Source organism: Enhygromyxa salina (assembly GCF_000737335.2).
In the GTDB taxonomy this organism is placed as follows: domain Bacteria; phylum Myxococcota_A; class Polyangia; order Nannocystales; family Nannocystaceae; genus Plesiocystis; species Plesiocystis salina_C.
In genome coordinates, this window is the sequence record NZ_JMCC02000054.1 from 1 (window position 1) to 15,217 (window position 15,217).

At 68.1% G+C, this 15,217-nt stretch carries 10 protein-coding genes; 3 read left to right on the top strand and 7 right to left on the bottom strand.

Features of this window, described 5'->3' with window-relative positions; genetic code table 11:
• Nucleotides 1–275 precede the first annotated feature (275 nt).
• Nucleotides 276–2,456 carry a WD40 repeat domain-containing protein gene (locus DB30_RS20725; RefSeq protein ID WP_146659855.1) on the bottom strand — a complete coding sequence of 727 codons (2,181 nt, stop codon included), beginning with the start codon at nt 2,454–2,456 and terminating at the stop codon, nt 276–278.
• Between the two features lie 253 nt (nt 2,457–2,709).
• On the bottom strand, nt 2,710–4,719 hold the full coding sequence (locus DB30_RS20730; protein WP_052551649.1) for a c-type cytochrome: 2,010 nt from the start codon (nt 4,717–4,719) through the stop codon (nt 2,710–2,712).
• A 276-nt stretch (nt 4,720–4,995) separates the two neighbouring features.
• Here DB30_RS20730 and DB30_RS20735 point away from each other — a divergent pair, with 276 nt between their 5' ends.
• On the top strand, nt 4,996–5,220 hold the full coding sequence (locus DB30_RS20735; protein ID WP_146659859.1) for a hypothetical protein: 225 nt from the start codon (nt 4,996–4,998) through the stop codon (nt 5,218–5,220).
• Here DB30_RS20735 and DB30_RS20740 read toward each other — a convergent pair.
• From DB30_RS20740 to DB30_RS20760, 5 genes are all read right to left on the bottom strand, one after another.
• Nucleotides 5,217–6,137, bottom strand: a complete 921-nt coding sequence (locus DB30_RS20740) for a hypothetical protein (protein ID WP_052551653.1) — start codon at nt 6,135–6,137, stop codon at nt 5,217–5,219. The two genes, DB30_RS20735 and DB30_RS20740, sit on opposite strands and share 4 nt — an antisense overlap.
• The gene (locus DB30_RS20745; RefSeq protein WP_052551655.1) at nt 6,134–7,156 is read right to left on the bottom strand and encodes a hypothetical protein; all 1,023 of its coding nucleotides are present in this window, start codon (nt 7,154–7,156) and stop codon (nt 6,134–6,136) included. Before DB30_RS20745 ends, DB30_RS20740 begins: the two co-directional genes overlap by 4 nt.
• 122 nt (nt 7,157–7,278) lie before the next feature.
• Nucleotides 7,279–8,157, bottom strand: a complete 879-nt coding sequence (locus DB30_RS20750) for a PAS domain-containing protein (RefSeq protein WP_146659864.1) — start codon at nt 8,155–8,157, stop codon at nt 7,279–7,281.
• Between the two features lie 97 nt (nt 8,158–8,254).
• On the bottom strand, nt 8,255–9,781 hold the full coding sequence (locus DB30_RS20755; protein WP_165703862.1) for an AmpG family muropeptide MFS transporter: 1,527 nt from the start codon (nt 9,779–9,781) through the stop codon (nt 8,255–8,257).
• A gap of 13 nt (nt 9,782–9,794) precedes the next feature.
• A complete protein-coding gene (locus DB30_RS20760; RefSeq protein WP_052551660.1) occupies nt 9,795–11,321 on the bottom strand; it encodes a hypothetical protein in 1,527 nt (508 codons plus the stop codon).
• A gap of 366 nt (nt 11,322–11,687) precedes the next feature.
• On the opposite strand from DB30_RS20760, the gene DB30_RS20765 reads away from it, so the two are divergent.
• On the top strand, nt 11,688–13,247 hold the full coding sequence (locus DB30_RS20765) for an SLC13 family permease (protein WP_052551662.1): 1,560 nt from the start codon (nt 11,688–11,690) through the stop codon (nt 13,245–13,247).
• 221 nt (nt 13,248–13,468) lie between these two features.
• Nucleotides 13,469–15,205 carry a thiamine pyrophosphate-binding protein gene (locus DB30_RS20770; protein WP_146659868.1) on the top strand — a complete coding sequence of 579 codons (1,737 nt, stop codon included), beginning with the start codon at nt 13,469–13,471 and terminating at the stop codon, nt 15,203–15,205.
• The last annotated feature ends 12 nt before the right edge of the window (nt 15,206–15,217 follow it).

Genomic DNA, 15,217 nt, shown 5'->3' on the forward strand with positions numbered 1-15,217 from the left:
CCAAGACGCCCCTCGATCCCGAGCGTGTAGCCGCCGTCTCGAACGACGAGAAGCGCACAGAAGACCCGTGAGGGTCGCTCCGGGCACAATAAGAGGGCGTTGCGAGTGCCCCACCGAAGCCACAGCCCAACCTCGCCGACAGCGATCCATGACAACGCAAATTAGCGTCTTGAGCCCTCCGTGCCCGGAGGGACCCTCACGGGTCGTGCGCGCTGCCCGATCAGCACATCGACCCCCGCAGACCCAAAGGACGCTAGTGCTCACCCGTGACCGGACTAGGGGATCTCGCAGACGCTGAGCTGGTTGGAGAAGCCCTGCACCACGGGCGGCGTGCGCCGGACCTCGAAGCCCAGTCCGCAGCGGGCGGTCTGGGCGGTGCCATCTTCGGCGTTCAGCACGACTCCACCACCGAGCATGGCGGGGATCGCCAGGGCCTCGCTGGCGTCGGACCACGACATGCCGTTGACCGCGGGGATCGGCTGGGCCCACGCCGGTTGCAGGCTGCGCGTGTCATAGACCGTGACCACCTGACCGGGGTCGCGCTGCTGCACGATCGCAATCCGCCGACCCTCGCGGCTGGGGACGATCATGCTCACGAACCCGGCCGGCAGCTGCAGCTCGTCGCTGGCGTCGCCCCGCTCGAGGTGCAGGGTGGGGCGTGCCCCGGTCGTACGCACCCAGTAGATGGTCTTGTCGGCACCAACCGCGAATTGCTCGGGCGTGCCAAAGCTCAGGGTCTCGCCGGTCGCCAGGGCGGCCTCGGTGTCGAGCCCGGGCCGGAGCTGCGCCAGCGTGAAATTGCGGAGCTTGCCGGCGCCGTCGATCGTCCACGCGCCCCAGCTGGCGAGCGCGGCGTCGCGGGGCGCGAGCAGCCCAGCGAGGTTGGCGCTCGCGTGGGTGAGGTAGCGGCCGTCAAACCGGCCGTCGCTGACCTCCACGACGCTCGGGTTTTGCCAGAGGTTGGTGCGGACGAACAGCACGCCGTCACCTGTGCCGTTGCGCCCGAAGTCCGCGGTCTGGATGTTGTTGCCGAGATCCGCGGCGCTGGTGACCGTGCCATCGCGCCAGCGCACGAGCTGAGCTCCGCCCGCCCAGTCCAGCATCAAGAGTCGCTCTTCGTCGAGGAACTCGACGAAGCGCTGGCCGTGGCCGCGGGTCCCGGGGACCTCGACCACCACCCGATCGCCATCGCTGGCCCGCTCAACGGCGACGCGATCGCTCAGCGCCCACGCGACGGTCTGGGCCGAGGGCGACAGCCCGGCATCGGTCACGCTGATCTGCTCGTAGCCAAGGTAGGTGAGATCGTCGCTGTCGAGGTCGTGGACCGCGAGCCAGTTGCTCGCAGGCGCGACCCGCAGACCGGCGACGAAGGTCGCGGCCAGGTGATTGATCGTGGGGCTGCTGCGCAGGCCGGTCAGCTCGACGTCGCGGTCTTGCAGATCCACCACGTGGCCGAGCCCGGTGCCGTCGTCGACTAGCACCCGACCGCGAGGCAACAGCCCGAAGCGCGGCTGGACACCGTTGGGGATCTGGCTGTTGACCGAGACTTGCCGGCCGTCTTCGAGCTGCATGGCGATGACCATCCAGGTCGCGCCGCCAAGCCGCTGGCGCTGGATGAACACGGCCGACCGGCCATCGGGGGACACGCTGGGGTTGTCGACCGTGGGTGGGGAGTCCAGGTGCACGGTCTGGCGCTGGCCCGCGAGCGCGAGCTTGGCGTCGGTGATCGACAGCGGGAGCAGCTCGACGGCGAATCGGCCCTCGCCCCGATCAAACTCGCCAGCGGTGAGCGCCACGACCTGCGGGCCGCCTTCGGCCTGCGGCGCCACGCGCAGCGAGGCCGCTCGCAGTCCGGCCTGATCCAGGCGCGACAGCTCGGCGCCGTGGGGATCGAGCAGCCGCAGCACATGGTCACCGCCGACCGCGACCAGCTGCTTGCCGCCGGGCATCACCACGATGTCCGTGAGTGGATCCGTGGGGCTCAGGCTTGCGAGCGGCTGCATCTTGCCAGACTCGTCGACGCCAACGATCCGCCCGCCGCCGGCCGCGTCGAGCAGCGCGAGCGTCCATCCGCCTGCGCCATCGGAGGCCAGCGCCATGGAGCGGGGATCCCGAATCGGAACGACCAAGGGCTCGCGCGAGCCGTCGAGCGCGGGCCACAGGCGCACGCCGCCGCTCGCGTCTCGGCTCAGCGCGGCGCCGCCGAGCGGGTCGACGGCGATCATCGTGATCGCGGCGCCGTGCGGGACGCCGACGCTGGCGAACACGATTGGATCACCCGTTGGCTCGGGCAGGGCCGCGGCGGGATCCGTGTCAGCGGAGACCTCATCGCCGGGGTGCCGGCTGGCGCGGTCGGGCTTGCAGCCACCGAGCAGCGCCGCGGCGGTCAGGGCCAGGCAGGCCGGGCCAGCGAGCCGAGCCAAGCGTGCGCGTGTGCGGACATTCGTCGAGATCATGGGGGGTTCTCTACGGGTGAAGGCTTCTCGCCCGCTTGCGGACGCTTTCGTAGACTGGTTCACCCAGGGCTTCTCGCCCGCTAGCGTACTGCTAGGAGCTGCGACACTGCCATTGGGCCTCAGTGCCGTGCATAACCCGGAACGAACTTAGGGTGTGTGGCACTAGCGGACGCTTTCGTAGACTGGTTCACCCACGGCAGCGAGCAGGCGCCCGAGTGTACCGGACAGAAGTCTCGCCCGAGCTGAGCACTACTCAGAGGCTCTCGAGGTAGGCGATCAGATCACCGAGCTGCCGCTCGTTGAGGTGCGCCGTCTGGCCCATGTCGTGGATGCTGCCCTTGTCGGTCAGCAGCGCCCGCAGCGTTCGTGCGCTGCCGTCATGGTAGTAGGGGGCGGTGTGCGCCAGGCCGATCAGCGACGGCGTGTCGACGCTGCCGATGTTGGCGGCGAGATCGTGCAGCTGCCCGTCGGCGAACGTGGGCCCGTCGTGACAGGCCGAGCAGGCTGCTTCGGCGCTCTCGAACACCGCCTTGCCCCGGGCGATCGTCTTGGCGTCGTCGGTTGAAGGTGGCACCGGCTGCGGCAGGCTCTCCAGGAAGGCCTGCAGATCCCGAACGTCGGTGTGCGACAGCCCCGAACCCCCAAGCCGACCGACCGTGTTGCTCAAGCTGGTCTGCAGGTCCTTGTCCTTGCCGTCCCACTTGAACGGATGCGAGCCGGCGACGCGACCGGCGAGCAACGGGGTCTGCAGGTTGTGACCTTCGATCCGCCATGACAGCCCGTCGGTCCGGCCTTCGGCGTGGCAGCTGGCGCAGGCCATGACCCCGCCCGTGGAGATGCGGTGATCTTGCCCGCGGCGGAACAGCTCGGCGCCGCGCTGGGCCGACGCCGACCGTGAGCTGGGCCCAAGCGACGCGCCAAGCGGCGTGGCCGAGGGCGCGCCCAAGCTCTCGACCGTTGCCAGATCCATATGGACCAGCGAGCGATCCAGCTCGCAGTGAACGAACAGCTTGGTCCCGTCGACCGCGAGCCCATCGGGCCCGCACGCCCCGCTGGCGGACTGGGCGACGCTGATCCAGCTCAGGTGGATCGACGCTTGCGAGACCTGGGCGACGGCCATGATCTGATCGTTGCCGTAGCCGGCCAAGTACAGCGTGTCGGACCCGGCGTCGTAGGCGAGCGCGCGAGGCTGGTGGACCCCGATCTCGGCGAACGCGAGGCTGGGGGCGAAGCTGTTCTCGGCGTCGATCATGGCCACGCGGTGGGTGATCGGCGCCGTGAACCCGCCGCCGCCGCCGTACGAGCCGGTGTCCTCGAACCCGTTGGAGGGCAGGTGCGGCGTGCTCAGCTGATGGGGCGCGATCGCGAGATCGTTGCCGATATAGCCAACCGCGTAGGTGTTGCGAGCGAAGCGAAGCCCAACGTCCTTGACGTCGGCGAGCGAAGGATCCCCACCGTTGAAGCGTGGCGCGTCGAAGTTGGCCGGCGCACCGTTGATGAACTCACCCGAGAATGGATCCGTGCCGACGCGCTGGGCCGGATCCAGGGTCACATAGTTGGCGCTTGGGCTGGTCCCCAGATCGACGCTGGCGATCGCGCCCGTGGTCAGGAACCCAACGATCGCGTGCTTGCCATCTGCCGAGACCGCGACCCCGCGGGGCTCGGCCGCCAGCTCGAGCCGCCAGCGTGGGTGCATGGTTTGGGTGTCGAGCGCGACCAGCTCGTGGTTGGCGACCGAGGTGATGTAGATCGTCGCGCCGTCGGGGCTGAGCGCGAGGCCATGGGGCTCGCGGATCGCAGCGCTGTCGAGCACCGTGAAGCTGCGCGCGCCGGCCTGGATCCGGACCACTTTGTTGGCTTGGCGGTCTGCGACGTAGACCAGCTCGTGCTTGGGATCCGAGACCAGCTCGCCCGCGCCAACGCCAAAATCCAGGCTGGCGAGCTGCTCACCCGAACGAGTGGTCCGGACCAGCTTGCCGGAGTCGCGGTCGAGGACGAGGACGCCGTGAGCGTCGAGAGCCAAGGTGCCGCCATGGCTGCCGGCGTGGGGCGTGACCGTGGGCGCCGTGGTCCCACCGAGCGGCATGTCATCCAACCGAAACTGCGCAGCAGCGAATCCAAACCCTTCGTGGTCCATGATGGGCTCCTCGAACATCATCTCGTCGAGCTGGGCCTCCTGCATGGGGATCCGGCGACCCTCGGCCTCGTCGGGGTGGCTCAGACCCAGCCCAAACGCGAGCGCGGTGAGGGAGAGGAGCGACACCGAAACCAAGGGCTTGCGCAGACTCATCGAGGGCCCTTGACGCCCGGACCGCCGGTTTGTTTTCATTCGTTGGTGCAAACCTGCACCAAGAATTTGCGAGTTTTACGGGCCCCTTACCGTTAGAGAGCGAAATCGCGCAACGCGCCTGCTTCTCACCCCACTGCGCGAGCAGCGGAGGTGGGCTGGGCTGGACCGGGCTGGGCTGGGTGGGGTTGGGTTGAACTGCGCAAGTTCGTTCGCGGTGACCCCCGCGGGCGCATCGGGCACGATCCGGCCGTGGCAGACAAGGACGACCAGGTGGCATCGAGCGAGGGCCCGCTCGCGTGGCTCAGCAAGCGCGCCGGCCTGGTGATCCTCGTCATCATTGGCGCGATCGTGGGGCTGCGCTTGATGTCCTCGTGGATCAAGTGGCTGCTGATCGCGATGGTCGTTGGCGCGCTGTTCTACCTGGTCAAGTCAGCGACCGGGTCCGAGCCCAAGTCGGGGACCAAGTCCGACTAGGGTTGATCCGGGGCCGCGCGCTGAAGCGCGATGTGGGTCCCGACGGCTGCGGCCGCGGGCACGCCCCACAAGATGTTGCCGCGGAACCCAACGAACATCTGCCCGCCAGCGGAGATCCGAAATTTTTCAGGGATCTCTTCGCGGGCGAGCGGCGAGTCGTACTGACCACCAACGATGATCGCACCCCAGCCGCCAATGTTGATCCCGATGTCGGCCGTGATCCCGACCGGTGAGCGCCGGGTGCTGGTCAGGCCGTTGTCCTCGCCGACGAGCTTGAAGCTCAGCGCCGAGCTGAACTCGAGCGCGGGCGACCACTTTTCGGTTCCAAACCAGTAGCGCAGCGCGAGGCCCATGTTGCCCCACAGATCCTGGTTGTCGCTCGCCACGATCGCGACCTTGGGCCCAAGGGTCAGGCGCGTGAATTTGTAGGTGCCGAGGGTCTGGACGTGGGCCGGGAAGTTGAGCCACAGGTCGTAGGCGACCCGGGCCGAGTTCCAGTCGAAGAAGGCGCCGTCGACCGAGATGTTGCCCTGCCGGGCGCGGTAGGCGTAGGCCGTGGTCGCGACGACCTCGACGCCGAATCCACAGGTGGGATCCGGGATCAGGCAGCGCCACTTGGGCTTGCGCGGCTCGATCCGAGGATCCTTGGCGACGCCGTAGCGCTCGCGAAGCCGATCCATGTCGGCTTCGGTGTAGTACGGCGGCCCGCTCGGGCCTTCGACGGGGGTCAGCGCCGGAGGGTCTTGCGCGGGCTCGACTGGAGCGGCCGCGGGGGTTGGCTGCGAAACGGGCTCGGGGGTCGCTACCGGCTCTGCGGGCGCAGCGTCCTGCGCGTCCGTTGGGTCGGGCGGGGCCGCATCCGTGGGCTGTGTGCCCGGCGCGAAGCTGATCCACAGGGGCAGCAGCAAGTTGATCACAGCGCCACCCCCCCGGCCACGAGGCCAAGCACGATCAGCGCGATCATGGGCGCGGTCGCGATCGCGTGGCCACGCATGCCCATGAACACGCGGGTGTCACCGTCGAAGAAGTCACCCGCGATGTACAGGCCGCCCCAGCCGCCAAACCCGAGGCCGAGCTCCGCTTGGGTGCCCCAGTAGCGGCCGGAGAAGTCGAGCACCGAGCTGTTCGCGGCGCCAAGCGTGAAGTCCACGTGCAGCGCGTTGCGCTTTTGCGAGAGCCACAGCTGGTTGATCAGCCCGACGCGGATGGTCTTGATCGCGTCGGTCTCGGCGACGCCGACGTTGGGATCTTCGGGGTCGCGGTTGGTCGCGGTGATCGAGCCGGACGCCAGCGACCAGCTGCCGACCGCCCCGACGCCCCACTTGTGCCAGCGCTTCTTGGCCAGCACGAGCGGGCGGAGCGTGAACCCGCCGCGGACCCGAAATTGGGTGTAGGGCACGTCGAAGCCGCGCGAGCTGGTGATCACGTTGAGGCCCACGCCAACGTCGGCGTCGGCGATCAGCGAGGCCCCGCACGCGCTGTCTTCGACGAAGCAAAACGTGCCGCCCGCGACAGAAGCGAACGGGTGCTCGCGATCGGGCCGGTGGGCGTCGCCGGGGAACCGCACCTCGCTGACTGGCTCGGCCTCGTAGAACGGGCCGAAGTCTTCGGGGACGATGAAGCCCTGCTCTGGCTTTGGCTTGGGCCTGACCGGCTCGTCGACGACGGGCGGCGGACCGGCCTCGTCGACGGGGTCTTCGGTGTAGGTTGGCAGTGGCGCGAGCGCTCCGAACCCACCCGACGACGGGTCGTTGGGATCTTGCGCTGTGTTTGGATCGACCTCGAGCTCGCCGAACTCGGACTCGGAGCCGGACTCGGACTCGGAGCCGGACTCGGAGCCAGACTCGGAGCCAGTAGGCTGGACTCTCGAGTCGGACTCGGCCGGAGTCTCCGGCGGCGCGAGCATGAGTGAGAGGCTGAGCAGTGGCGCGAGCAAGGTCGTTGTCCCTCGATCCGGCCGGAGTCTCCGGCCGAGCGGTCGGGGCAGGTTACAGGATCTTGCCCGGTCGCGGGGGCGATGGTGGTTCCAGCAGCTTGGGGAGGCCCTCGAGGCCCGATTTAGATCAGCGCGACGGCGAGCAACACGCCGCCCCCGGACTCCAGCGCCTGCGCGCTGGCTTGGTCGGCGCGCTCGACCGCGGCGCTGCCAGCTTCCTCGGCGCCGACCTGGGCCACGCCAAGGCCGACGCGGGCGAGGTCGATGCCCGCGAGCCGGGTCAACACCCGGGTGGCGACGATCTCCCCGCCGGCGAGCGGCGTATGCGGGAGCACGAACACCCAGCGGTGGGCCGTGCTCAGCTCGGGCGAGGACTCACGGCGAACACTCGCGCTGCCGAGCTCGTCGACGCCGCGCACACAGCCGACCAGGGTCTCGCCGATCCTCTTCGCCAAGTCCTCGTGGTGCTCGAGGTCTATCGGCATCTCGATCTGCAGCGAGATGCACGACACGTCGTGCTTGTAGCGTCGGCTTCGCATCACCGCTTCTTCGAGCCGCCCGATGAGCTCGGGCATCGAGCGGATCCGCGAGCGCTGCGGCTGGCGTTGGCGCTCCGCGAGCTGGGCTTCGAGGTCGTCGATCTCGCGGCTGAGGCGGACTTGCCCGCGGCGCAGCCGAGCCTCGCCGCTGCGATCGACGAGCACCAACACGCCGCCAGCAACACCACCGGTGTTCAAGACATACGCAGCGGCGAGCTCGCGGCCGACCCCGTCGGCGCCAACGTGACGAAACACGGGCGACTGCTCGTTGACCGCGGCCCCTAGTCGATCGAGCGCGGGGAGCTCTGCGAACACTGCGGACGGAGCCTGCCCGGCGAGCTGCTGCGGCGCGCCAGTCAGGGCCAAGAAGCCAGGCGATGCCGCCTCGATCGTGCCGTCGCCACGGACCACACAACACCCGCCCCCGGTCGCGTCGATTAGCCTGTGCAGCTCTGCGCTCATGCGCCCAAGCGTAGCCTAGACGAGCAAGTAAATGTTCACCGACAGCAGCGAACTGGTCCCGGATCAGAGCCCGCGCGAACTCGCCCCACGCCTCAGCTCACTCGCCGGTCGCCCGGCCTGTGTCGAGGTGCGGCACGAAGAAGATCAGCACCATCATGGGGACCGTGGCCAGGAACGTGAACCCGAAGTAGGTCGCAAACCCGAGCGCGTCGGCCAAGAACCCGCTGAGCACCCCGGCGACCGTGAAGCTCACGCTCATCAGCGCGCTGACGATCGCAAAGTGGCCGGCCTTGTGGCGAGGGTCGCAGGTCCGCATCAAGTAGACCATGAACGCCGCGGTCCCCAGCCCCGAGCCGAAGTTCTCGGCGCCGAGCAGCGCGGTCACGACCGTGTCCGACACCGCGCTGGGATCGGGGCTCATCGCCAGGGCCATGTACAGCAGGTTGAGCAGGTTCTGCGCGAGCACCAGCGGCCAGATCCACTTGCGCAGCCCGTCGCGGGCGATCAGGCGACCACCGAGGATCGTCCCCGCCAACATCGCCAGGGTCCCGACGCCGCCCTGCATGGCCGCGTAGGACTCGAGCTCGAGCCCAACGACGTCGTCGAAGAACGGCCAGCTCATCTTGAGCAGGAACGACTCGCCGGTCCGAAACAACAGCACGAAGGCCAGCATCACGCCGATCTTCGGCTGGTCGAGGAAGCTGACGAAGGTGCTGGCGTAGCTCGACAGCCCGCGCTCGCTCGCCGCGTTCATGCGCCGACGCAGGCGCGGGAGCGCGGCGAGCAGCGTCAGCAAGCTCGCCAGCAGCGCGATGCCGATCCAGCTGCCAACGCTGATCTTGGCCAGCCACGCGGGCGCGACGTCGAGCTCGCGCCACGCCCGCAGCAACGAGCTCCCCGTCCCCCACCAGCGCTCGACCGCGAACAGCAGCGCGGCGATGATCAAGAACGGCAGCGTGCGCCAGCTCGCGAGCTTGGCCAGGGTCGTCCACGGTCGCTGCGGGGTCTCGGTCTTCGGCAGCAGCCACGCGTGGATCCCCAGCAACAGCGCCATCAGCAGGGCCGCCCCAAGCAACCCCGTGGTCCATCCAAGCAGCGCACACACGGCGATCAGCGGGCCCTTGACCAGCAGCGCGGCGACCTTGTAGGCGGCCGCTCGATAGCCGACGAAGGTCGACTGGTCCCGCTCGGACAAGATCTCGAGGTAGAAGCCGTCGATCGCGATGTCGTGCGTCGCCGACAGCATGGCCAGCAACACGAACCCGGCGGCGAGCGCAACCAACGAAGCCGAGCCGGCCGCCGCGAGCAGCCCGAGCAGCACGATCACGATCGTGATCGCAACTTCACTGGCAAGCAGCCAGCGGCGCTTGGTCTCGTAGTCGTCAACGAAGGGCCCCCACAAAAATTTGAGGTTCCACGGCAGGTGAAACAGCGAGGTCAGGCCGACGACTTGCAGCGACGCGCCGAGCTCCTTGAACAGGATGTCGGCCAGGTTGTTGACGATCGAGTAGGGGTAGCCCTCGGCGAAGTAGGTCGTCGACACCCACGCGTGCGCCCGCCGCAGGCCGGTTGGCGCGGGCGTGGGCGTTTGTGCTGGTGCTGAACCTGTGCGCTCGTCGGTCACGCCCTCGCAGGGGCTACCACGAAGCCGGACCAGCTCGTAGTTTCCGACGCAGCGCGGCGGGTCCGGCCCCGATCCCCGCCCGGATCCCCGCGACGACAGCGGCGACACCCAGCACCAGCGCGGCGGCGGCGGCTCCCAGCGCCGGCCGATCAAAGGCCGGCGTCTCGTGCCACGCGAGGAACGGACGCCAGACCAAGAATGCCGAGGCCAGGGCCAGCGCGACCAGGGCCCCGTGGACCAGCGGGCTCGCGCGGGCCCACGCCAGACCCAGGCCAAGGGCCGCGAACGGGAGCAGGGGGATCAAGTAGCGGTGGTCCTCGGTGTTGCCGCCCCACGGGGTGCGGTGCAGGGCCAGCACGACGACCCACGGCACGAAGCCCAGCAGCGCGCGCGCGGCCGTGATCTGCGTTCGTGACGACGCGTCGTTCGAGTCGCGCTCGCGCCAGGCGATGACCGGCAGCGCGAGCAGCCCGACCAAGGTGATCGGTGACTGAGCGAGCAGGCCCGCGCCGCGGCCAAGGCCCCACAGCGTCCACACGCCGTCGAAAAAATTGCCCGAGAAGGTCGTGCCGCGCTCGCGGGCGAACTCGAAGTTCTGCTGGTGATCGTAGCCAACCTCGAACACGCCCCCGAACGCCGCGTGGTGGTAGGCGAGGGTCGCGACCACGATCGGGATCGTGCCAACCAGCACGGCCGGCCACGCGCGGACCTGAATCGCCAGCAAGCTCGCCGGGACAATCGCGAGCAGCAGCAAGTAGTCACACGAGATCGCCCACGCGCCGGCGAGCCCGGTCAACGCCGCGACGGCTGCGAGGGTTCGACGCGAGCGGGCCTGGTCGCGCGCCGTGGCGAGCACGACGACCCCGAGCAAGAAGCCAGCGACCGCCGTCGCGGCGCTCACGTGGGAGAACAGCGCGCTCGAGTACGGACCCCACGCCGAGGCCAGACCCAGGCACGCCAGCGCGAACAGTCGCGGGCCAAGCCCAGCCGCTGGCGCGCCGAAGCGGCGCAGCGAGGCCGCGAGCAGCAACAGCCCCACCACCCCAACGAGCGCCGCGTGGATCGAGATCGCCAGCGAGGTGCCGATCAGCTGCGCGAGGCGAGGCCCGGCGACGGCACCTCCGGCCGTTCGCTTCGCGTAGGTTGCGATGTAGGGCCCGGCGGCGGGCAGGGGGTCGACGTCACGTTTGGCCTGCACCTGTCGCATGGCCCGCTCGAACATCGGCGGGTCGAGGCGGTCGCCGATCCACACCCCAGGCAGGGCCGCGAACGCGGTGCCGGGGGGGCGGTCGGAGTAGGCGTGACCACCTCGTTGTGCGAGGTCGACCTCGAGGGTCAGGCCGCGATCAGGATCGATCTGCGTGTGCCCGCGCAGGACCAGCGCCCGCGCCAAGGCCAGGTGGGATCCATCGTTGCTGCTGAGCAAGCCCGAGCTGTTGGCCAGCCACACGAACACCACCAGCGCGAGCAAGGCTGGCAGGGACGACCGCCGCAGCAGGTCGCGCCAGTCGCTGTCGAGATCTCGTCGTTCCGGGTGCATCAGAGCTGGGGGTTCAGCTCGGGCGAGTGGACGGGTCCACGATCGACGGCGAACTCGCCCCAGTATGCCTGCGAGAGAGCGTCCGCGAGCGGGCGAGAAGCCCTCGCCCGAGCTGAAAACAATCGAGCGTCTTCATCCTAGCGGACTGGCGTGACCTGCGGACCCTCGCGCGGCTCGAAATTCGACCGCCACGCGCAGATTTTTTTTCGGAAAAACGAGCGCGGAGGCGTGACCGACCGTCGCGGATCGACCCAGGCGGGCCCGTCGCAAACCTCCACAGTCACTGTTCGGGCGCGGCGCAGCCCGCTGGCCAACAAAGCGCGAAGTCGCCTGTGGGGGTTGGAAAAAAACCGATATCGTTCGGGCGTGATCGAGGGAGCTGACGCGCGCGCCGTCGCGACTGCGAGCAGCGAAGCCGAGGCTTGCTTCGATCGAACCCGCGCGAAGGTGGGGTTGGTGCTCGCGCCGCTGGCGCTGATCGGTCTGCTGCTACTGCCGATGCCCGGCCTGAGCCCGGCCGCACATCGAGTCACCGCGATCGCCGGGATGACCGTGGTGCTGTGGATCTCCGAAGCGATCCCGCTTGCGATCTCTGCTCTGCTCGCGCCCACGCTCGCGGTGGTGTTGGACGTGGCCCCGGCTCAACAGGTGTTCGCACCGTTCGCGCACCCCCTCATTTTTCTATTTATTGGCGGCTTCATGTTGGCGCAGGCGCTGTCCGTGCACGGCTTCGATCGGCGCGCGGCGTTGTGGTTGATGACGCGGAAATTCGTGCGGGGCTCCCCCGCGCGCTCGATGATCGTCGTTGCGCTGACGGCGTTCGGGTTCTCGATGTGGATCAACAACACGGCGACGACGGCGATGATGATCCCGATCGCCGTTGGCCTGTGTACGAGCATTCGCAAGCTGTGCCCGCCCGATCCCGAGACCCTCGCCAAGCAGCGTCGCTTCGAAGAAGGGATGCTGATTACGCTGGCCTGCGCGGCCTCGATTGGGGGCCTGTGCACCCCGATCGGCACGGCCGCCAACATGATCGCGGTCGCCGAGCTCGATCATTTTGTGGGGATCCGTATCGATTTTCTGCAATGGATGACCTACGCCGTGCCAGTCAGCGTCGTGTCGCTGCTCGCGATGCTGGTTCTGGCCCGACGGCGGTGGCCGCCAGCGCTCGACTACGTCGAAGGCTTGACCGACTCGGTCCAGCGCGAGCTCGACGCGTTGGGCCCGATGAGCTGCGCCGAGCGCCGGGCAGTCTGCGTGTTTGGCGTGGCCCTGATCGGGTGGTTGGCGCCGTCGTTGCTCAGGCTCTCACTTGGTGAAGATGCGCTGGCGACGGCGTGGGCCCAGCGGGCTTTGCCCGAAGGTGTCGTCGCCATGATTGCCGCCACTTTGCTGTTTGTGATCCCGGCGGAGCCACGCACGCGAGATGGTGACAGGCCCGCCCTGATGACCTGGACGCGCGCAGCGACGATCGACTGGGGAACTGTGTTCCTGCTCGGTGGTGGGCTGGCGCTGGGTGGATTGGCGACAGACACTGGGCTCGCCCGCGCGATCGGAACTGCGGTCGACGCGTGGCTCGGCGAGAGCGCACCCCCGCTCTTGGTGTTGCTCGTGGTGACAGCACTCGTCATCTACATGACCGAGTTGGTCAGCAACACCGCGACTGTCAGCATGCTGTTGCCGATCATCATCCCGCTTGGTGTGCAAGCTGGCGGTGATCCTGTTGCTTTGGTGCTGACCGCGACCTTCGCTGCAAGCTTCGCGTTCATGCTCCCAGTGTCGACGCCGCCCAATGCGATCGCGTATGGCACGGGTTTGGTGCGACTGCCAACGATGGTCAGCTTCGGCGCGCGGCTCAACCTCGTGGGACTGCTCGTGCTGATTGCGGCCGGGGCGTGGTTGCTGCCGGCGATCCGCTCGCTGTGAGCGCTCGAATTCGATCTGCGCGCCCTCGCGAAGGCTCCGATGAACACACACCTACGCCCAGGGCCTACATACCAATATGTGTTCAATACAGCTGTGGCGATTTGCCCCACGCGAACAGTTGCTGGTCATTCCCAACAGAAAGCGATAGCATCCCGTTATCCGGTGCTGAGCGGCAACTGTGGCCGTACAGTCGCTTGGTCGCGTAAGGACGGAGAGATCCGATGAGTATCAATTCCTCCCACAAATTCGTGCCGCGAGCGGTACCCGCCCAACGGGAGACCCGTGTCGCCGACCAGATCGCCGAAGTGCTGCTTCGCCACCGGATTGACCGCGTGTTCGGAATTCCCGGAGGCACCATTTCCCCCGTATTCGACGCCCTGTATGGCGCTGGCATCGAAATGGTGACCTGCCAACACGAGACCATGGCCGTGTACGCGGCGGCCGGATACGCAAGGGCGACGGGCAGTCCTGGAGTGGTTGCAGTGACATCGGGGCCGGGCGCTCTCAATGCGCTCACTGGCCTCGCATCCGCAGGTCGCGACGAGCTCCCGGTGATGGTGCTCTCTGGTGAGTCGGACATGGGAAATTTCGGGCGCTCACCGCTGCAAGATGGCAGCGCATCGGGCCTCGACTTGATGACGATGGTCCGGCCGCTGACGAAATTCGCGGAGTTGGCGTTGCGACCCGAGCGGGCCCCGACGATCGTCGATCAGGGTCTGTCGGTCATCAGTCAACAACCGCACGGCGCCGCGTTCGTCAGCCTGCCTGTCAACCTCACGCACTCGTCGGTGCTGCCCTCGCGCATGCCCGCGCTGATCAGCCGCGGGCTCGAGCCAGATCTCGCAACCTGCCGACAGATCGCAAACATGCTCGGCGGTACGGCCGACAGCGCGACCCGTCCGGCGATCATGCTGGGCATTGGCGCCAAGCGGGCCGGGGTCGGCCAGCTCGTGCTCGAGATCGCCGAGACTCTGCGGATTCCGGTGTTCACCGATATCGAGGGCAAGGGCGTGTTCCCGGAGAGCCACCCGCTGTCGCTCGGTGTGTTTGGTGTTGGCAATCGTGGCAACGCGCATGCGTACATGTCCGAGCCTGTCGACCTGTTGCTCACGATTGGCTGCCGCTTCGATGACACGACCACCGCCGGCTACGCCGAGGTGCTGCGCCCCGAGTACGGCCAGATGATCCAATTGGATCACGACCCGCACCGCATGGGTCGGTCCTACGCGCCGGACCTCGCAATGTGTGCCGACCTCGGTCGCACCCTGCAGCTGATTCAAGAATTGCTGCCCACTCCGGCGCCGCAGTTGATCCTGCAGCGCGACCGCGGGGCGCGAATGTTCCGGCCGCGCCCGGAAGCGCCGGCAACCTTCGACAGCAAGGCCCCCCACGATCCCCGCATCATCGCGCCCGCGCTCAAAGAGGTCATTGGTCCCGACGCGGCCTATTGCTGCGACATCGGCAACCACATGCTGTTCACCGCGCAGAACCTCGCGGTCGAGCGGCCCGACGCGTTCTGGGTCTCGCTGGGGCTCGGCGGCATGGGCTCGGGCATTGGCACCGCGATCGGCATGCAGCTGGCCTATGGCCACCTCAGCCAGGTCGTGTGTGTGTGTGGCGACGGCAGCATGATGATGTGCGGCAACGAGCTGGCCACCTGTGCGCGCTACGGGATCCCGCTGATCGTCATCGTGTTCAATGACCGTCACCTCGGCATGGTCGACCAGGGCTTCCGTAGCCTCTACGGTCGGTCGCCCAACTTCCAGAACCCCGACATCGACTTCTCGTCCTACGGTCGCTCGCTCGGTCTCAACGCCGAGCGCCTGCATGACCTCGCGGATCTGCGCGGGATCATCGAGCAGTACCAGGGCAAGCCGCTGCTCATCGACGTGCCGATCGACCCGAACATCAGCACCTCCAACCCTCGGGTCGACATCCTCAGCAGCCAGCACGACTAAGCCGGGGCTCGG

What these genes read in the sequence shown, in the direction of transcription:
- DB30_RS20725 (WP_146659855.1), bottom strand. Translation starts at nt 2,456, where the DNA reads ATGATCTCGACGAATGTCCGCACACGCGCACGCTTGGCTCGGCTCGCT.
- DB30_RS20750 (WP_146659864.1), bottom strand. Translation starts at nt 8,157, where the DNA reads ATGAGCGCAGAGCTGCACAGGCTAATCGACGCGACCGGGGGCGGGTGT.
- DB30_RS20760 (WP_052551660.1), bottom strand. Translation starts at nt 11,321, where the DNA reads ATGCACCCGGAACGACGAGATCTCGACAGCGACTGGCGCGACCTGCTG.
- DB30_RS20770 (WP_146659868.1), top strand. Translation starts at nt 13,469, where the DNA reads ATGAGTATCAATTCCTCCCACAAATTCGTGCCGCGAGCGGTACCCGCC.